This window comes from Candidatus Ozemobacteraceae bacterium (assembly GCA_035373905.1).
GTDB lineage: Bacteria > Muiribacteriota > Ozemobacteria > Ozemobacterales > Ozemobacteraceae > MWAR01.
On the sequence record DAOSOK010000005.1, the window covers coordinates 1 to 17,981 of the forward strand.

Consider the following 17,981-nt stretch of genomic DNA (forward strand, 5'->3'; position numbering starts at 1 on the left):
GCCGATCCAGGAAACCATGACCAGAAATTACACCACTTGACGGGACGTAAGCCCGAAAAAAGGGGGCTTTTCAATTGTTATAGCGGCAGGAGTAAAATTGGTCGAGGGTGTGGTCTTCGAACGGGAAGAGAAGGAGACATTGGGATGCAGAGCGAATTCAATGTGAGCACGCCGGGGGAAAACGGCGGTTCGTATCAGCTGCTTCGGGAAAACATCAGTCTGCCCTCTCTGAAAATCTTTTCGAAACTCAGGCTGGAGCGCGAAAAGACGAATTTCAAGAAGATTCGATGCCCTCTGTGCGGCTGGCGGCCTCGGAAAAAGGACCTCTGGTCGTGCGGGCCCAATGAATCCCCTGAAGGCTTTCTCAAAGGGTGCTTCACGAGCTGGAATACGTTTCTGACGCATGGCCAGTGTCCAGGCTGTCTGCATCAGTGGAAATGGACCTGCTGCCTGGCCTGCTCGCGCTGGTCGCTTCATGAAGACTGGTATGAGAAGACCCCCTGAGAGAAAAGCAGGGAGTTCCTACGTGTCTCAGACATAGCACGACAGTGAACTCGCACACACGATACCGTTCGTGCTGAGGTATCGAAGCACGAAATGCCTCTCGCCCCCTTCGACAGGCTCAGGACAGGCTTCGATACCTCAGAGAGAACGGAGCATCGATTTTCATCTGCAGGTTTCCGGGGGCATGGTGCAGGTCTGAGTCGCGTAATGTCCGCGACTGTTAGGAATAGAGACTCATCGGATTTTCCCGAGCTGGACGTTCATCTTGAAATCGGGATCCTCCATCAGCTCGCACCCCTGCTGGACGAGGCGGAGATACCGGTTCATATACCGGACGAGTTTTTGCCACTTCACGTCCGGATCGGGCGGCCCTTCGTACGCGAACATCAGCATCTCCTTGAACTCGCCGGGCGTCGTCTCGATGTTCACGTGAACTTCCGGTTCGTCGGGAATTCCCTCCGAAGCCTCGTCGAACAGCAGGCGAATCATCCGTGATGCCGGGAGATCCAGCTTCTCTCTGGCTGTCAGGCGCGCATTTTCCGATGACATCGTTCATTCTCCTCTCGAAAAATTTCGTCTCACAGAGTGAGAACCGGATCGTTTCACGAAGATGAACTCTCTTTTTTCGTGGTTCATAAGCTTCGTTCCCGCCGGTTTATGGAATGTGTCGACGAAATGAGAGGGAGGGAATATATGATCCTGTATACATGTTCGAACGTCCTCAAGGATCAATGGAGCCGGTTTCTCCATTTTTTCTGCCTGGGCTGCGGCAACGAATACGGCGACGTCTCGCTGACCTGCGGGAAGTGCGAATCCTGCGGCGAGCCTCTGTTTATTTCGACGGAAACGGCCCTGATACAAGCCTTCGAGGATGCCCCCGGCCGGGTGAAACGGAAGATTCTCGAGACGATCGAACACCGATTCTGGAGACTCCAGGCCAGAATATTCTTCACCATCACCCCGCGAATCATGCGCCTCGATGACGAGAAACACATCGGATCATTCTGCGTGGGGTGCGGCGAGCTCCTGTGGGGCGCCTCGTTCGACCGCGGAGCGTGCACGTGCTGCGGGGCCGCCGTGACGCGGGCGACCGAAGAGCAACTCCAGGCCGATTTCCTTGGCGCGCCGGAGACGGTGAAGACAAAGATCATCCAGGGAATCATGTATCACCGCACCCTGTTGATGTTTTTCCGGGGCCGCACACGGACAACCTTCTGAAATACCGGCAGATCGTTGGAATGCGACGCCGAATCGGCGGAAAGAAAAGCCTATGATATTCTACACATGTTCGAATGGCATGGAAGAGAGCAAGAGCCTGCTTCTCCACTACTTCTGCCTGGATTGCGGCTGTGAATACGGCAATGCCTCGCTGGCCTGCGGGAAGTGCGAGTCGTGCGGCATGACTCTGTCCATATCGACGGAATCGGCCCTGGCCCGAACCTTTGACGATGCCCCCGGCAGCGTCAGGCACAGGATTCTCGAGGCGATCGAGCAACGCTACTGGAGACTGAGAGCCAGGTGCTTTTTCACGGTAATCCCGCGTGTCCTGCACCTCGAGGATGAAAAATTCATCCCTTATTTCTGTCTTCGATGCGGCGCTCTTCTATGGGAAACGGCGGTTGGGGGCGGAGGATGTCGGTCCTGCGGGGCTGCCTCGACAGTGATGAACGAGGAGCAGTTCCAGGCGAAATTCAATGGCGCACCCGAGGCGGTGAAGGCCAAAATAATAACGGGTATTATGAAACATCGCGTCCTGCTGATGCTTTTCCACGCCCGCACGGTGGTGAGTTCCTGGGTAAAGTTCCTTGCATGAAACCCGTATGATAACGCCATAGAGAGAAACCGGAGGTGTACGGATGGCTGACCAGACTCATGAGATCGACCTGTATTCGCGCGAGGTTCGCGTCATTCGCGCGGCGCGCGACGTGCTCGCGAAATATGCCTACGGCCAACCCGTTGCCGGGCCCGACGGGAGGCTGACGTTCCGGGTGACCGGGGGAACGAAGCCCTACGAGGTGACCATCGACCCGGCCTGGTTGCTTCAGCCGGCCTGCACCTGCCCGGACGCCGAGAACCGGGCAAAAACACATACCGGGGGCTTCTGCAAGCACATCATCGCCCTGATGATCAAGGACGCGCGCTTCCAGGCGCAGCTGCTCGACCTGTTTCTGTAAAGGGAGGAACGCCAGATGGCCAGAATCGCACGCTCGAAAACCACCCAGGCGAAGGCCCTTCCCGAGGGCTACACGTATCAGCAACTCCTGCCGCTCGTCGGGGGCATGCTCCACTCCGGCATCTCCGTCCTCCTGCGCGGCCACCCCGGCGTCGGCAAGTCGTCGCTCGCACGCGAACTGTCGCAGGCCATGAACCTGCCGCTGATCGACATCCGGCTGGCCCAGCGCGACCCGGCCGAGATCGGCGGCGTCCACTTCCCCGACCGCGAGCGGAAGGTGCTCGACCTCTTCCCGCCGCAATGGGTCAGAGACGCCTGCTCAGAGCCCAGCTTCGTGTTCCTCGACGAGATCAACGCGGCCGTGACGAAGCTCCACCAGGCCGTGGCCTACCAGATCGTCCTCGAGCACCGCATCGGCGAGTTCGCGTTCCATCCCGGAACCGTCGTCATGGCGGCCGGCAACCTCGAGGAGGACAACGCGATCGTCACCGCCCTTTCGTCGGCCCTGTGCAACCGGTTCGCGCACTTCATCCTGCGCGTGGACGCCCGCACCTGGCTGGACTGGGGCATCCGGGCCGGCGTCGACCCGTCGATCATGGCCTACATCGGCCAGGAAGGCGAAGAGGCGCTCTATGACAACTCCGGTGATGTCGCCTTTCCCTCCCCGCGCACATGGGAAATGGCCAGCAGGGTTCTTCCCGCCATTCACGAGGCGGATCAGAAGCGGGCTGTCGCGGCATGCGTGGGCGTGGGGGCCGCAGAGCGGTATTTCAGCTTCCGGCGCATCTACGGCGAGATCAACGCGGCGAAGATCATCGGCCAGGGCGCTCCCGTGAACTTCACGAAGGGGAAATACGCCGATCCGAGCTTCATCTATGCCGCCGTCTTTGCCGTTGCGAGCCATGTCGCTCGCGGGAATCCGCCCACGGACGCCCAGCTTCCCAACGTGGTGACCTTCCTGACCTCGCCGGGCCTCGACCCGGAGTACGTGATGCTGTTCCTGAAACAGGTGAAGTCGCGCAGTGACCTGGTCGACCGCCTCAAGCCCATTCCCGCCTTTCAGGAGCTGGCCCGCAGGCTCGTCGATCTCAAACTGGAGAATTACAGATGAAGCGCGTGAGCAGAACTGACAGACCTGATGCCTCCAGGGGCGATGCCGGGCAGATTCCGGCCGTCGAGATGAAGCGCCTCGTTTCCCTTCGGATGAGCCTTCTCGAGTCTCATCCGTTCTGGGGGTTTCTCCTCCTGCCTTTGAAGCTGGTTCCTGATCCCGAGCTCCCGGCGTTCGCCGCCACCGACTGCCTGCACCATATCTGGTTCAACCCGGAGTATACGCGGCACCTGTCGGTTTCCCAGCTCGGTTTCGTTCTATTGCATGAGGTATGTCATCTGGTGTTCGCCTCGCATCATCGCCGGGGCGGCCGGAATCTCCATCTCTGGAACTGCGCCACCGATTACGCCATCAACCGCATCATCGCGGAGATTCCTCACCCTGTTTTCCGGGGCAAGCCCCTGTATGAGCGGCCGGAAGCCAGCATTCCGGGGCTCGGGGAGGTCTCGCTGTTGTTCGACGAGCGGTTCGACGACATGATTGCGGAAACCATCTACGAGACCCTGCTGAAGGAGGAAGAGGACGCCATGGCGGACGCCGTGGAGATCACGATCACTCTTCCCCGGCCCGGCGAGGACTCGAGCCCCTGGAATCTTCCGGGGCTCCGGCACCGGCAGGGAAACATCGATATCCATCTTCCGTACGATCTGAGCGACGGACAGCACGAAGAACTGGTCGAGCGGGTGATCGACGCGATCGAACAGTGGCAGAGGGGCGAGGGACGCGGCCACTTCCCGGCCGGGGAACTTCGCGACCTGCTTCCAGGCGAGCGGGGGAAAGTCGCGTGGCAGCGCATCCTGCAATCGTATGTCGGCCAGGCCCTGGCGCGCGACGACTACTCGCTGGCCCGGCCCAACCGGAGATATCTCGAATGCGATCTCGTCGTGCCCGGCCTTTATTCCGAGCGGATCGGCGGCCTGGTGATCGCGCTCGACACCTCGGGAAGCATGACGGAAAGCGAGCTTTCCGCCGCATGCGTCGAGATCGTGCAGTTGTCGCAGTTCGCCGAAGAGTGCTTGCTGATCGTCGCCGATGCCCAGGTTCACGAAGTGGTCCCGACCGCCCGGATCGACGCCTGGATCGAAAACCTGAAGGCGAAGGGCGGCGGCGGAACCGACCATCGCCCCGTCTTCGACTGGTTGAAAGAGCGGAATATCCGGCCCGAGCTGTTCATCGGCCTCACCGACCTGTTCAGCACCTTCCCGAAAAAGGCGCCGACGTACCCCGTCCTGTGGGTGACCGGCGCCAAGCACGGCAAGGCCCCCTGGGGCCGGGTCATCACCATCTCCTGACTCCGTTCGTGCCGATCGGGCGCGCCTTTGAGGCGATTCACTTTATTTGTGGTTCAACCTGGATAATCCGTCCGGTTGATAGGGAGTGAAAGAAACAAACATAAGGAGGATTGAAATGTATAACGAAGACTCGTGCTCGATCGGCGGCTTTCTTTCCTTCTTCAGCGCAGGGGATCGGCGCTGGGTGCGCGAGGAGATCGAACTCTCCTCCATCGAGACGGAGGGCTATCGGAGAAATCTGGAAGCCTGCTCGTATCTCCGGCTTCGCCCCTTCCCCGGCCTCGGCCGGCGGAAGCGCCGCCCTCGTCGGCGCGCGGCGTGATCCCGGGAGCCCGGGATGCCTTCCCGGGCTTTGCCGTATGGGGTGGCGATATGATCATCCGGCCATACGCGAGTATATGTATTGCGTTCGTTATATCACTATTCCTGTCGATCGGGCTGATCGAATGGGCGCAAAAGCGAGACGGCCAGGTCGCCGTCGTGTCATACAGGACGGTGATGCAGGCCTGTCTCTCCTTCATCGACACGATCGCCGACCGTGTGTCCGACAAGGTCGCGGATAAAATAGCGAATAAAATCGCCGACCGGGTCGCCGCGAAGCTGGCCAGGGATGAAGAGTTCAGGAAACGGCCCGAACAGCCTCGGGAAAAGGCGGCGGCACGAAGAAAACCGAGGGGCGCGCACACCGGAAGACGATGAAACAGAAAGCGACCGGCACATCTGCCGGCCGCCTTCGCATGCGATCATTGGCGCGTTTCACTGGCTTGGGCGAAACCGATGGGGGTGATCTCGGCCAGCAGGCCGTTCCACTGGCGAAGTTCGCGCCTGATGGCCGTCATGAGGATGGGATCCTCGCTCCGCAGGTCGAGGGTCGTGATGAGATTAACAACGATGAGATGGACCCATTCCTGGTCAGGAAGGATCCCGCAGTCGAGCGCCGTCGTGAACTGGCGCCGAAGATTCGAGATCTCTCGATCAGACATGGGCTTCGCGTGGGAGAGAGCCTCTCCGTCGAACCACTTTTCGATCAGTGATTCGAACTCAATCCAGTTCTGAGCTTCCGTCATGATGCGCCTCCTGTCGAATTGACCAATGCGAGAGGGAGAAGATTGTCCTGCCTCAGCTTCGCAAGCCGCTGGACAAGTCGTGCAAGAACTCCCTCCGTGAGCATCCTTGCCAGATGACCCTCGCAGAATCGATCCTGCCGTACGTGCGCAGTGAACATCCGTCGTATGGTTTCATAGCCTGCCACGTCGATCAATTCAGGCATCTTCTGAAAAACGTTCCGACCAGCCTCCCACTTGATCCAGTTGAAGACGAAGATAAATCCAGAGTCGTGAAGCAATTTAAGGAATAAATAAAATTCATGACTGAATGATGGATATGGGAAGTTGGTCATGTTTTTGAAGAATTTCTCTGCTGGAGGCCATTCGACCGTAAAGGACCCAGATTTCTCAAAACAGGGGAGACAGGCAATGATCTCGTCGATACTTTGCAGGCTGGGTGAATTATCCCACAGGCCAGGAGGGTTGCCGATCGTGCCGTCGCGAAGTCCCCGCAGATATGCCTGTTTCGCCTCAAGCGTGATCGCGTTGAGCGCGTCGATGTCAACGACATCTCCCTCATCCCATTCAAAATCGTATTCCTTGTCCCAGATCACGACTTTCATGACTTCCTCCTTCAAACGATTCCGGTGGCCAGCTCTGTTTCGTCCTTTTCCTGGATGAGAAACACCGGTCGTATTCGGGGGAATGAAACATCAATATTTGGGTGTTCTAGAACCGGTCACTTTCCTGGGATCCGCGCTTTCGAGGCCAGCAGGTCGATGACTGTCTGGACGTGTTCCCTGACGGCGGAGAAGTCGGGAGAGCGCCGGGAGTTCGTTTCATCGATATATAAACGACGATTTATTTCGATCATGAGAGAAAGACAGGCGGAACGCCTGCCGTGATGGGACAGGGGGACGATGGTGCCGGCATAGGGACGGTTCAGTTTCACCTGGAAGCCGGCTTCGGAGAAATAATTCGCGGCGCATTCCACCAGGGAGGAGGGTGTGTGGAAGGGATCCGTTCCCAGGCAGATATCCGGGCGCGGGGTTTCCTGGTCGGCATCGCAGGGCAGGGGATGATCGGGAAAACTGTGTCCGTCGATGATCAGGCAGCCGCCCCGCCGCTCCAGCGCTTCGTCGACGGCCCTGGTCAGCCTCTCGTGGTGCGGATGATAATACCGGGTAAGAAGGGCCTCCCGGCTTCCCGGGTCGAGAGGATGCCTCAGCGGCTTCCCGCCGCTGGTCTTCATGTAGACGGCCCCCATGCCCTTGTGTGCCATCGACTCCCGGGCGTCGTCGGGAAAGCGCTCCGGATCGACGACCAGTCGGCTGACCGGGAAACCGATCGTGACGGCCCGCTCGGGATCGCAGGCGAATAGTTTGTCGGCAAAATGGTCCGTGAGGAGCCGGACCTCCTCAGCGAGTTCCCTGTCATCCAGACAGAACGTCTTCCGCACATCCTCCGGAATGACCGTGGATGCATGGGGAACGTGGATGATCAGCGCAGGGAACCGCTTCATGAATCCACCTTCGGGCCAGGAGACGGAACGTCAGAAACCACGGCTGGGCCGGTCGCGCGGCGGGAGCAGGCGTTGTGGAGGGTTTCCGGGTCGGCGAGGAGGGTGACGCGGTGTTTCGCCCGGGTGAGGCCGGTGTAGACGATCTCGCGTGACAGCAGGCGGGCCGCGGTGTCGGAGGGCGGGAGCGGAAGGATCAGGAACACCTCGTCGTATTCCGATCCCTGGCTCTTGTGCACCGTCACGGCGAAGGCCGGCTCGGGGCCCGGCAGTTCGTCGACGGGCACCCGCAGAATCGTGCCGGGGCGCGGGAAGACGCCGAACAGGCCGCCGTCCTTCGCCGGCAGGACCAGGCCGGTGTCGCCGTTGAACAGCTCCAGCCGGTAATCGTTTCGGGTCACCATCACCACCGCGCCCGGGAAAAAGGCGCCCCAGCCCTCGCCCGGAAGTTGCTTCCGCAGCTGCGCCGAGACGAGGCGGTTGATCGACTCGACGCCGAATGGCCCCTCCCGGTAGACGGTCAGGATTTTCCGCCGCGTCAGGAACTCGAACGCCCCGGTGAGCGGATGCTCCGGTTTCAGCGATTCTCCGGTCATGGGAATGCCTTCCTTCAGACAACTCCGGATGACGTCGGAAAAGGCGTTGCCCGAGCCTTTCGCGAACTCGGCCGACCAGGCGGCGATTTCCTTCGAAAACCCGTCGGAGGTCCACTCCGCGGGGCTCCGCCACTCCAGGATGTTCTCCCGGCCGGGCGGGAAGATGCCGCGCAGATGGGCGGTGAAATCGCCCCCGGGGCAGTATCCGTTGATCGCCCGCGCGGCCTCGATGATCGTCGTGTTCGCCCGGTGGCACGTCTGGAGAACGGCGATGCGGTCCGCCATCGGACTTTGCCCGGACGTTTTGCCGGACGTGAGGAAGCCCGCCTCGGCGGTAGGGGCGAGGCCGAGGATCTTATTTATATTCATTGCCATAAAATGGCTGAACGTCGACTGCCGGACGTCGCCGACCAGGTCGGCGAGCACCGTTCCGGCCTCGACGGAGGGAAGCTGGTCGCGGTCTCCGATCAGGATGATGCGGGCCTCGGGCGGCGCGGCGTCGAGCAGGCGGGACATCAGCTCCGTGTCGACCATCGACGTTTCGTCCACGAGGATGAGATCGGCCTCCAGGGGATTTTCCGACGAATGAGAGAAGGTGAGCTTCGAGGGCGAGTAGCCGAGCAGACGGTGCAGGGTGCGCGGTTCGAGGCATTCGATCATCTCGTCACCGGGCAGGTGCCGTTTCTTTTCCCGGAGCAGCCCGAGCTGGATGCGCAGGGTTTCGCCCAACCGCTGTGCCGCCCGGCCCGTCGGCGCGGCCAGGGCGATCCTGTCCGCCTTCAGGCCCGCCTGCAGGAGGCAGCGGATCAGCGTGAACACCACCGAGGTCTTCCCCGTGCCGGGGCCCCCGGTGATGACGAAGAACCGGCGAATCAGCGCCGCCGCCAGGGCTGTCTTCTGGTCGTCACCCAGCGTGACCGCGGAATGTTCCGTTACTGTCAGGAAAATGTCCCGCCAGGCTTCCGGGGAGGCGGGCAATCCCGTTTCCGGCGTATCCGGGGCGCTCTGCCGTTCCCGCAAGGCGCTCTGGAGACGGTCATCGGCTTCCCGATACCGGTGGAAGGCCAGGCGACGTTCGTCGCGGATCAGCGGCAGAAACGGCGTCGGCGCGGCGTCGCCCACGATCGAGGCATAGGTTTTCTTCTTCAGGTTTTTCAGAAGAATATCGAATAATATATCCCGTCCCTCGAACGCCGGCAGGCGGTCGAACGGCCGAGCCGGGTCGAGCGTCATCGAGAGGCCGCCCTCCACCCGGACGAGAAACAGGTTCATCATGGCGGCTTCCAGGGCGGTCCGGGCCTCGCCCGCAGGAATGCCGCCGATCTCGCAGACGTCGCGGATCGTCTGGAAATCCGTCGCCGTCAGGTCCGTTTCGCGGACGACGGTTTCGAACAGGGCGGCGCGGACCGCGTCGGCGGATTCCGGCCAGATGCCGAGGTCCTGCAGGTCGCGCGTCAGGGTTTCGTGATTCCGGTTCATGCCTCGCCTCCCGCGCCTGTCCGTTTCCCGAGGAGCGCCGGGAGCGTCTCCCGTTCGAACCTGTCGAGAATCGCGTCCGAAAGATCCCCATGGAAAACGCCGGGCGAGCCCTTCGCCCCGGTCATGCCCCGGACGAACAGATACCCGGCCCCGGCGAGCGGCGTCGCTTCGGTTCTCTGCTCCGGCCCGCGCAGGAGGCGGCGGAGGGCGACGCCATACAGGAGATACTGCAGACGATACCGATGCTCCTCCATGATACCGTCGAGCGCGGTTCCTCCATACCCGGCGCGGGAGCGATTTGTTTTGAAGTCAATGATATGGTATGCGTTATTATATCTTATGACCAGGTCGAGGGCGCCCGTCAGCAGACCTTTGCTGACGGTCGTTCCGAGCAGTTCGCGGGCGGCGGCGCCGGGCGCGGGCATCCAGAAGACCATCTCGTGACGTCGCTCCCGGCAGGCGGCCAGCGGTTGACCGCCGAGAAACTCCAGGGGCGTGCGAAGCGTGTTCCAGGCGAGTTCTGCCAGGCGTGCGGCATCCGCGGGGTCGTGAAGCCGTCGAATGGGATACCGCCGGAACAGCCGGCCGATCAGCTCGGCCGACGGGGTTCCCTCCGCGAGAAGATCCGACGGCGTCTTCGCAGCCATGACGGCCTCGTAATCGAGCTGCTCCATCAGGGCGTGAAACAGCGTGCCGGTGCGGGCCCCGGCCGGAAGCCCGATATCCGGCTCCGCAGCCGCTCCGGCTGCCTCTTCCGCGTCCGGAGGTTCGTCGCAGGGCAGGAACTCGATGGTCGCCCCCGTCGTCTCGCGATCATCCTCGAGCGCGACCGGTTCCGGCCCGCCGCGTGAAGCCAGGCTGCTGAACGAATTGACCGGGATGAACAGGCGATCCCGCGTCGGGATCCGCTCCGGCGGCGGTTCGAGGACGAGCTGTGACGAGACGGTTCGGGCGGATATCCCGGGCTCCGATGGCGCCGGGCCCGCCCCATCGGCCGGCTCCGTGAGCCGGAGCGCGACGCCGGCGTGATTGCCGGTCGGGCCGGCCGTCAGGCCGGGAAACGCCTTCTCGATCCCTTCGCGCAGGTACTCGTAGATCGGCCCCGCTTTCTTCGGATTCTTTTCCGGGATGCCGAGCGGCATGTAGACTCTGCCGATAGCCCGTGTCATCGCGACGTAGAACAGGCGGCGCTCCTCGTCCTGCTCCTCGTGGGCGCTGAGCCGCTTCGCCTCGTCGGAGCCGGAAAGGTCGATGCGCCATTTCCGGGTTCCCGCCGGGCCCGGTTCAGGCACGTGATACCGTCGGAACGTCTCGAAATCGGTGGAGGTGAACCAGCCGAGGATGAAGACGACGGGGAACTCGAGCCCCTTCGCCGCATGCATCGTCATGATCTGCACCTTCGGCTGGTCGCTCTCGACACGCAGCAACAGGCCGGGTTGGTCGTCGATCGTCCCGCGTTTCCGATCGGCTGCGATGCGCCGGCTGAGGCCGGCCAGGTCGAGTCGCTCCCGCTCCGCGATCAGGGCGAGCTCCCGCCCCAGGTCGAGAAGCGTCGTCACGCCCGCGTCCGGGTCATCGTCGGACGTGGCGGCGTCGAGAAGCCTGCCGGTTTCGGTCAGCAGGGCCCGGAAAAGCGTCGGCCACTTCCCCGCCTCCGCGAGCTCGGCCCACGCGCGAAACCGCACGGCCAGCTGATCGCGGGGGGAAAGTCCGGTGAATCCCTCGAGCCGGTCGACGGGATACCGGAAGAACCTCGTCAACAGGGCTTTCTTGACGGCCGAGGCATCCGAGGGGTTCGCCACGGCGTCGAGCACCAGGGCGATCTCGCCGGCTTCGCGCGACTGCATCAGCCCGGCATGACGCCGCGTGACGAACGGGATTCCGGCCTCGGCGAGCGCGCTCGTCACCCGTCGCTCATCGGGAGCGCCCCGCACGAGGATCGCGATGTCGTCGGGGCTCAGCGGTCGCACCGTCTCCTTGCCCCGGAAGGAATACCGGCCGCTCAGCAGGTCCTGCGTTTCCCGGACCACGAACGCCACATACTCCTCGCGGGCCTCTGATGCCCTCCTGGCGGTCGAACCGACGAACTGGAGAGGCCGGGAATCGGGCTCGCCGTTCTCCTCGAGCTGACGCTCCGAAGCCGGCGTGACCTTCTGATACCCGCTGACGATGCCGCTCTCCGAGAAAAGCCGGTCGAGAGCCGTCACCAGCATGGGTGACGAACGGAAGTTGCGGTCCAGCGTCTCGGTTTCGGCCCCGTTGTCGCGAACCAGTCGCGTGACGGCGTCCTGGAACGTCACGACGTCGGCCCCGCGAAACCCGTAGATCGCCTGCTTCGGGTCGCCGACGACGAACAGGTGCCGGTTCGGCCCGCCCGTGAACAGCTTCTCGAACATACGCCACTGGACCGGGTCGGTGTCCTGAAACTCGTCGACGAGCGCCGCCGCAAAACGCACCTGGAGGTGTTTCACAAGGGCCGGCGACCCCTCGAGCGCTTCGAGCGTGCGGTTCAGCATGGCGGGGTAGTCGATCAGCCCTTCGTGTCGCATCAGAAGACGGCCGAATCGCGCGCAGTCGCGGACGATGCGCGAGACGATCCACCTGGGCGCCGTGTGCAGCGCACGCACGAGATCGTTGAGAAGCCCGGCTGCCCCTTCCCCGGACGGGCACTCGTTCTTCAGGATGTTTTCTACATATGCGTTCAGACTGCCGTTCTTGTTGAAGACGACCCGCCAGTCCTGGCGTTCCATCAGCGTGTCTGCAAGTTGCCTGCCGCCGGCGCCGTCGGTAAGAATCTCCCGGAGGGCCGCCGCGGTCTTGTGGATGGTATCCCTGGCACCCGTCGACTTTTTCACGACCTTCACCTCTGACAGTTCGTTCACGATGGACTGGCAGAGGGGCCGCGGATCGAATGGCCGGTCGGGATCCGGATGCAGTTCGCAGGTCTCCGGGTGGTAAAACCGGCATGTCTCCCCGGCGAGATCCTGATAAAACCCGTTCTCGGCAAGCCTGCGCGCCGTCTCCTCCGGTTTCGGTTCCTTCAGAACGATGCATCGCAGTTCGCCCCGGACGAACCTCTCGAACAGGTCGGGGAACAGGTCGGCCATATCCGTGACGCCCTGCTCGAACAACTCGCCCGTCTCAAACGCATACTCCCGGAGAATCGCGAAGCAGAAGCCGTGAATCGTCGTCACCATCGCCCGGTCCAGCCCCGTCAGCGCCCGGCGGCACCGTTCCGCGGGCGCCTCGTCGGCCGGCAGGCAGGCTTCCAGGTCTTCGCGAAGCCGCTTCCGAAGCTCGCCCGCGGCCCGTTCCGAAAACGTCACAATCGCGAGTCGCTCGATCGGAACGCCCCGCTCGATGATCAGTTCGTGCGCGTGCTTGATGATCTGGTAGGTTTTGCCGGTTCCGGCCGACGCCTCGAGGACCCGGTGTTTCATCTTCGTCGTCGTGGTCATGCTTCTTCCTCTTCCGCGGCGGGCTTCTTTTCGACGCGCGCCAGGCGCGTTTCGAGGGGCGCCAGGCGCCGTTTCACCTTCTCCAGGGCATCCTCCGGGATCGCCGGCTCGTCGAGCGTTTCGAACAGGTCGGTAAAATAGGAAGGTGGATATTTCCCGGCGAGAAGCTCGTCGCGCTTTTCGGCCAGCGTGGCTGCATACTCCTCGGCGGGTGTGTTTTCCTCCGGATAATTGATACTATTGACGATCTTCAGACGGAGGTCGTCGAAACTGCGCTGGGCGAGATACTCCCTGACCAGTTCGTTCAGGTAGCTCCGCGCAAACCCGGCATCAGGCAGGAACCGGAACGTGGCTGATCCGTCCGTGGAAATGGCGTGCAGGCACAGGGGGGCACCGTCGACGACGCGCGCGCCGGCCGTCGCGGCATCCTCGTCGCGCACGAGCAGGGCCAGGTAGGTCAGAAGCGGGGTCAGCAGATTGCCGTCCAGTTTGGCGCTCGACGTTTTGGCGTTCCTGATGACCAGCGCGTTGAGGCCGGCATCGTCGCGCCACACGAGGGGAAGCCGGCCGTGCAGTTCGATCGTCCACTCCTTCGCCGCCACGCCCTGCGCCGTGGGCGTCGGTGTCATGGCCGGCGGCGCGGAAACGCGCGTTCTCAGCGGCGGAATGCCCCGGACGTGCCGGGAGGTTGAAAACCGCCCGAGCAGGATCGTTTCCAGTCTCTCGTCGCGCACCCGGTCGCCCTGGTGCTTTCGGATGGACTCCACGAGATCGTCGAACTGGTCCGCCAGGCGTTCCCGGTCGATCTTTCCCCAGAGGCCGTCCGGAAGCCGCGAACGCAGAACCTCCCAGTCGTAGGCTTTCCGGAAAAACGTCGCGGGAGGATCCGGCCGGTCGCGCGGTTCCATCTGGAAAAACGCGTTCGCGGCGTTCCGGATGAGGTTCCGACCCATGCGCCAGTCCGCGGCGAGCGGTGCCGACCTGATCTCTTCCCAGTCGTCGGCGGAGTCGTCGGTGTCGGTCCGGATCCAGCGCTGGAGAACGGCGGTGGCGGGGTCCTGGAGGAACGTCGAAAGCTGGGACGTCCAGACCCGGAGGGTGAGCTCCTTCGGCGCGGTCTCGACGGCCTGCGGGAGCTGGATGCCCCGGTTCGCGCGGGCCTCCTCGATCAGACGGTCGGTGGCGGGCCCCCGGGGGAGTCGTGGGGAGTTGTTCCGGTCGGCCAGCAGGAGCGAGGTGAGCCACTCGTCGCGGTCGACCAGCCGCAGCGTGTCGTGCCACGGCTCGGCGTCGGGCAGAAGGAACCGGTCGCTCAGCGGCGTCGAAGGGACGATCACGCGGCGGAGCGTTTCCCGGTTCGCCAGGACGTGGTCCCGGAGGAAGGCTTCGAGTTCGCAGATGACGGATGACGGGTTGAGCTCGGCCTCCTTGGCCGGGTCGATGCAGCTGTAGGTCAGGACCATTTTTTCACGGCAGGCGAGCAGGGCCTGCAGGAAAGCCTGCCGGTTCGTCTCGTCGCCCGAAACGGGCCCGTCAGCGGCCCGTTCCGCCGCGCCCGGGAGCGGCTCGAGCAGGTTCAGGCTGGAGCTGAGCCCGCTGCCCGGGAACCGGGTCTCTTCGAGACCCACGATGAAGACGCGCCGCCAGGGAAGCGTGGCCGCGGCTGACAGGGGCGCGATCGTCACGCCGCCCATGAACAGCCGCCCGGCGCCTTCCCCGCCCGCGCCGGCGCAGGCGCCGACCAGCCCCGACCGGACGAGTTCGAGACCCAGCCCGTTCGAGACCAGCGGCTCGAGCTCCGCGAAATGATCGATCATGCCGAACGCGTGGCTGCGGGCGGCGATCTCGTCCGGCTGGTCGGGGCGCGCCGCCAGGCAGGCGTCGAGAATGCCCCGCAGGGTTTCCGCCCAGGCGGGGGAGGGTGGGGCCCCGCACGTGTCTTTCAGCCTGCGGGTCATGAGGTGGAGCATCTCGACGCCGACCGAAAAGGCGCCCAGCGTGTCCGCATCCGAGGTCGCGAAGTCCTGGAACGGGACGTAGCCGCGCCAGGCCGGCATCTCCGTGTCGGAGGGCGAGAAGTTCCGGCACTCCATGAGACGGCCGAGACGCAGGCGGCGGAGGGCCGACTCGAACGTGTGCGCCCCGGTCATGCCGTTCCCTTGCTCACGTGCCTCGGGGTTTCTGCACGCGTCGCACGGCTCCCGGCCCGGCAGATCGCAGGATCGGCACTTGTCCTCGGTGGAGAAGCCCGCGAAGATGCCCAGTTCGTCGGCCCAGGTCAGCCAGTCCCGCACCATCCCCGGCTGAACCCACCGTTTGTGCTGCCAGCAGGGATTCGACAGGATCCGGAACACACCCGCCCGGGTGAAGCCGTTTTTCGCGAGGTCGAACAGGGCCTCGACGCCGTCGGCATACGGGCCCGGCAGGTCGCTCCCGTCGCCGGCCGCGGAGAACGGGATGCGGAGACGCTGGAACGCTTCTCTGAATAACGGTAGATATTCATCCGGCCGGGTCACGAGGACCGCCGTCTCGGTCGTGTCGGCCGCCGTGGCGTCGGTCTGTCCGGCCAGGAGGCGTGCGACGGTCTCCACCTCGCGCTGGGGGCCGGGGCAGGCCCATAACTGGAGGGAGGCATCCTGCGTCCGTTTGACGGGATCGATGCCCGGGCTTGACCGCAGCTTCGCCCGGAGGGTGTCGAGGAGGCTTCGGGGCGCCGGCGACGGCGGCTCGGAAGGTGCCGCGGACGAGGCGATGTTCCCGAGGCTGCGCCGCAGGGACAGGAACGGCGCCCGCCACCGGTCGAGCGGGTGGGTGACGGCCGCGGGACTGCCCGTGTCGAGCAGGAACAGGGCGACCGGAAGGATGTCGCCCAGCCTGCGAAGGATGTCGAGCGCCAGCGGCGGCAGGGAGTCGAAGCCGAAGACGACGACCGGTCGGACCCCGGTTGAGCCCGCCGGCCGCGCGAGGGGATGCCCCGCCGCGAGTTGCCTGAGCGTGAACCGGTCGGGGAAAACGGTGGATCTCAGCCCGTTATTTTGGAATATGTTATGATATAGTATTTTCTGCCAGGCGAGATGCTCCGGACTTCCGTTGAGCCGGGCGACGGTCTCGTCGATCAGGGGAAAAGCGGACGGATCGACGCCGTCGGGCAGTCCCGCCTCGGTCTCATACCGCAGGAACAACCCCGTGATCTGCGCCGCGAACTGCCAGGCCCGCCTGTCCCTGTCGGCTCCGCCTCCGGCTTCCAGGTAGCTCCGCACCGGGGCGAGACGCCCGTCGGCTTTCTCTGTCACGCTGAGAAGCGCCGCGAGAACCAGGTCGCGCAGGTGTCCGTCCGAGAGCAGTCGCGGCTCGGGATCGAACGGCCCCGCATGCCGTTTCCACAGGCCCCACAGCCCGTCCCCGAGGTTCGAGAACGCCGGCTCGAGGCCGCCCTGGAACCGCTGGATGAGATCGAGCCTCAGCCACTCCTGGACCGAAACGTTCGGCGTGATGACCGGCCACGCCTCGAACAGATCCGCCCCGACGTTCCCTGTCGCCTCCCGAAGATACCCCCCAAGCATCCCCACAAGCCGGTCAAGCGTCGCAGCCGTAAACAGGTGCATCCCCATTCCCGAACCCTCTCCGCAGGTCTTGATACCTGCATGGCAATTCCCGCATCCCGGACCCGTTTCTTCGTTCCCGTTCGTGCTGAGCCCGTCGAAGCACGAGAGACCTCTTATCATGATACCTCCATCATGAATCGGCAATCGTGCCTGGAGTCATCACCCCAGTTATACCATTATATATGCTATCTGGCGGAAGAAGGATGTTTGCGATGCGACTGGGCAGGTTCCTCGGCCCAGGGGTTGAACAGCGGGATGTTGCATGCCTTGAAATCGCTTTCATTCCGGGTGACCAGGACGAGGTTATGGGCCCTGGCGACAGATGCGATCAGACCGTCGATCGTCGATACGCGAAGACCGTTCTTTTCCGCCGCGCCCTGCAGTTCGCCCCATGTTTCGGAAACGGGCAGATCGATGGGAAGGATCCTGTCTTCGTAGTCCTCGATGAGCGTGTTCAGCCATTCTGAAAGCCTGGCTTTTTTCTTCGAACTGGGAAGCTTCGCAATCCCTTTCCGGATTTCCCCGATGGTCAGAACGCTCATGAACAGACGTTCTGATGGCGTGTTTGTCAGCCAGTCCAGGAGCTGTCGGTTCGGATACAATTTGACGACTTCGGATATGACACAGGTGTCGATGAGGTATTTCACAGTTCGATCTTCCTCGGAGCGTCCTTCTTCCGTTCGAGATCGAGATTCGTGCTTGCTTTGGGACAGGAAAGCAAGAATTCCCCGAACGACTGACGATGCGTCGTCATTTCTTCATATTCCGCGGCCGATACCACGACGACGGCGGTTTCGCCATGCCGGGTCACATACTGGGGACCATGTTTCAACGCATCTTCGACGACCTTGCTGAACTGCGCCTTCGCATCCTGCAGTTTCCATTTCGGCTTCATCATAAACCTCCGTCAGTCTCGCATCACTCGATATTAGTCTAGTCTGACTAGTTGATACTGTCAAATACCAGTTGTGACTGTTTTCAAACAGTATGAACATTTCATGGTACTTACTTGTGCAAAATGTCGATTTACTACTCGTCGCAAAAGTAACACGACACTCATCCCGTATACTCGCATACTCGATGCCGTTCGTGCTGAGCTTGTCGAAGCACGAATTCACTCGCCCTTCGACAAGCCCAGGACGAACAGCTGTGTCATGTCGGTCTGGAGGAATTATATTTCTCGTGATAGCTGTTGCCC

17 protein-coding genes are annotated in these 17,981 nt (G+C 62.7%); 8 read left to right on the forward strand and 9 right to left on the reverse strand.

Annotated elements, in window-relative coordinates:
* Positions 1-144: 144 nt before the first annotated feature.
* Positions 145-504, forward strand: a complete 360-nt coding sequence (locus tag PLU72_03265) for a hypothetical protein (protein HOT27183.1) — start codon at positions 145-147, stop codon at positions 502-504.
* Between the two features lie 234 nt (positions 505-738).
* On the opposite strand, the gene PLU72_03270 is transcribed toward PLU72_03265, so the two are convergent.
* Complete coding sequence (locus PLU72_03270) at positions 739-1,053, reverse strand: hypothetical protein (protein HOT27184.1); 315 nt, start codon at positions 1,051-1,053, stop codon at positions 739-741.
* Between the two features lie 144 nt (positions 1,054-1,197).
* Between PLU72_03270 and PLU72_03275 the strand changes: the two genes are divergently transcribed.
* The 7 genes from PLU72_03275 (at position 1,198) to PLU72_03305 (ending at position 5,779) form a co-directional block, all read left to right on the forward strand.
* The gene (locus PLU72_03275; protein ID HOT27185.1) at positions 1,198-1,722 is read left to right on the forward strand and encodes a hypothetical protein; all 525 of its coding nucleotides are present in this window, start codon (positions 1,198-1,200) and stop codon (positions 1,720-1,722) included.
* 52 nt (positions 1,723-1,774) lie between these two features.
* Complete coding sequence (locus PLU72_03280; protein HOT27186.1) at positions 1,775-2,317, forward strand: hypothetical protein; 543 nt, start codon at positions 1,775-1,777, stop codon at positions 2,315-2,317.
* Positions 2,318-2,360: 43 nt separating this feature from the next.
* Positions 2,361-2,678 (forward strand): SWIM zinc finger domain-containing protein, encoded by a 318-nt coding sequence (locus PLU72_03285; GenBank protein HOT27187.1) that lies wholly within the window; start codon positions 2,361-2,363, stop codon positions 2,676-2,678.
* A gap of 15 nt (positions 2,679-2,693) precedes the next feature.
* Entirely contained in the window at positions 2,694-3,788 is a 1,095-nt protein-coding gene (locus PLU72_03290) for an AAA family ATPase (protein HOT27188.1), read from the forward strand.
* Positions 3,785-5,080 (forward strand): VWA-like domain-containing protein, encoded by a 1,296-nt coding sequence (locus PLU72_03295; protein HOT27189.1) that lies wholly within the window; start codon positions 3,785-3,787, stop codon positions 5,078-5,080. Before PLU72_03290 ends, PLU72_03295 begins: the two co-directional genes overlap by 4 nt.
* A 115-nt stretch (positions 5,081-5,195) precedes the next feature.
* Entirely contained in the window at positions 5,196-5,402 is a 207-nt protein-coding gene (locus tag PLU72_03300; GenBank protein HOT27190.1) for a hypothetical protein, read from the forward strand.
* Positions 5,403-5,452: 50 nt separating this feature from the next.
* The gene (locus PLU72_03305; protein ID HOT27191.1) at positions 5,453-5,779 is read left to right on the forward strand and encodes a hypothetical protein; all 327 of its coding nucleotides are present in this window, start codon (positions 5,453-5,455) and stop codon (positions 5,777-5,779) included.
* Positions 5,780-5,823: 44 nt separating this feature from the next.
* Here PLU72_03305 and PLU72_03310 read toward each other — a convergent pair whose 3' ends face one another.
* The 8 genes from PLU72_03310 to PLU72_03345 form a co-directional block, all read right to left on the reverse strand.
* Positions 5,824-6,147, reverse strand: a complete 324-nt coding sequence (locus PLU72_03310) for a hypothetical protein (protein HOT27192.1) — start codon at positions 6,145-6,147, stop codon at positions 5,824-5,826.
* Positions 6,144-6,749, reverse strand: a complete 606-nt coding sequence (locus PLU72_03315; protein ID HOT27193.1) for a DUF6508 domain-containing protein — start codon at positions 6,747-6,749, stop codon at positions 6,144-6,146. Before PLU72_03315 ends, PLU72_03310 begins: the two co-directional genes overlap by 4 nt.
* A gap of 116 nt (positions 6,750-6,865) precedes the next feature.
* Entirely contained in the window at positions 6,866-7,648 is a 783-nt protein-coding gene (locus tag PLU72_03320) for an N-formylglutamate amidohydrolase (protein HOT27194.1), read from the reverse strand.
* Complete coding sequence (gene recD / locus PLU72_03325) at positions 7,645-9,720, reverse strand: exodeoxyribonuclease V subunit alpha (protein HOT27195.1); 2,076 nt, start codon at positions 9,718-9,720, stop codon at positions 7,645-7,647. Before recD ends, PLU72_03320 begins: the two co-directional genes overlap by 4 nt.
* Positions 9,717-13,178 carry a UvrD-helicase domain-containing protein gene (locus PLU72_03330; protein ID HOT27196.1) on the reverse strand — a complete coding sequence of 1,154 codons (3,462 nt, stop codon included), beginning with the start codon at positions 13,176-13,178 and terminating at the stop codon, positions 9,717-9,719. The genes recD and PLU72_03330 overlap by 4 nt, the downstream gene beginning before the upstream one ends.
* Positions 13,175-16,789, reverse strand: a complete 3,615-nt coding sequence (locus PLU72_03335) for an exodeoxyribonuclease V subunit gamma (protein ID HOT27197.1) — start codon at positions 16,787-16,789, stop codon at positions 13,175-13,177. The genes PLU72_03330 and PLU72_03335 overlap by 4 nt, the downstream gene beginning before the upstream one ends.
* 179 nt (positions 16,790-16,968) lie before the next feature.
* Complete coding sequence (locus tag PLU72_03340; protein ID HOT27198.1) at positions 16,969-17,430, reverse strand: type II toxin-antitoxin system VapC family toxin; 462 nt, start codon at positions 17,428-17,430, stop codon at positions 16,969-16,971.
* Positions 17,427-17,681, reverse strand: coding sequence for a type II toxin-antitoxin system prevent-host-death family antitoxin (locus PLU72_03345; protein HOT27199.1), 255 nt, complete (start codon positions 17,679-17,681; stop codon positions 17,427-17,429). Before PLU72_03345 ends, PLU72_03340 begins: the two co-directional genes overlap by 4 nt.
* Between the last annotated feature and the right edge of the window lie 300 nt (positions 17,682-17,981).

Bases quoted from the DNA above. Each gene is read 5' to 3' on its own strand.
- PLU72_03265 (HOT27183.1), top strand. From the start codon at position 145: ATGCAGAGCGAATTCAATGTGAGCACGCCGGGGGAAAACGGCGGTTCG.
- PLU72_03270 (HOT27184.1), bottom strand. From the start codon at position 1,053: ATGTCATCGGAAAATGCGCGCCTGACAGCCAGAGAGAAGCTGGATCTC.
- PLU72_03275 (HOT27185.1), top strand. From the start codon at position 1,198: ATGATCCTGTATACATGTTCGAACGTCCTCAAGGATCAATGGAGCCGG.
- PLU72_03280 (HOT27186.1), top strand. From the start codon at position 1,775: ATGATATTCTACACATGTTCGAATGGCATGGAAGAGAGCAAGAGCCTG.
- PLU72_03285 (HOT27187.1), top strand. From the start codon at position 2,361: ATGGCTGACCAGACTCATGAGATCGACCTGTATTCGCGCGAGGTTCGC.
- PLU72_03290 (HOT27188.1), top strand. From the start codon at position 2,694: ATGGCCAGAATCGCACGCTCGAAAACCACCCAGGCGAAGGCCCTTCCC.
- PLU72_03295 (HOT27189.1), top strand. From the start codon at position 3,785: ATGAAGCGCGTGAGCAGAACTGACAGACCTGATGCCTCCAGGGGCGAT.
- PLU72_03300 (HOT27190.1), top strand. From the start codon at position 5,196: ATGTATAACGAAGACTCGTGCTCGATCGGCGGCTTTCTTTCCTTCTTC.
- PLU72_03305 (HOT27191.1), top strand. From the start codon at position 5,453: ATGATCATCCGGCCATACGCGAGTATATGTATTGCGTTCGTTATATCA.
- PLU72_03310 (HOT27192.1), bottom strand. From the start codon at position 6,147: ATGACGGAAGCTCAGAACTGGATTGAGTTCGAATCACTGATCGAAAAG.
- PLU72_03315 (HOT27193.1), bottom strand. From the start codon at position 6,749: ATGAAAGTCGTGATCTGGGACAAGGAATACGATTTTGAATGGGATGAG.
- PLU72_03320 (HOT27194.1), bottom strand. From the start codon at position 7,648: ATGAAGCGGTTCCCTGCGCTGATCATCCACGTTCCCCATGCATCCACG.
- recD (HOT27195.1), bottom strand. From the start codon at position 9,720: ATGAACCGGAATCACGAAACCCTGACGCGCGACCTGCAGGACCTCGGC.
- PLU72_03330 (HOT27196.1), bottom strand. From the start codon at position 13,178: ATGACCACGACGACGAAGATGAAACACCGGGTCCTCGAGGCGTCGGCC.
- PLU72_03335 (HOT27197.1), bottom strand. From the start codon at position 16,789: ATGGGGATGCACCTGTTTACGGCTGCGACGCTTGACCGGCTTGTGGGG.
- PLU72_03345 (HOT27199.1), bottom strand. From the start codon at position 17,681: ATGATGAAGCCGAAATGGAAACTGCAGGATGCGAAGGCGCAGTTCAGC.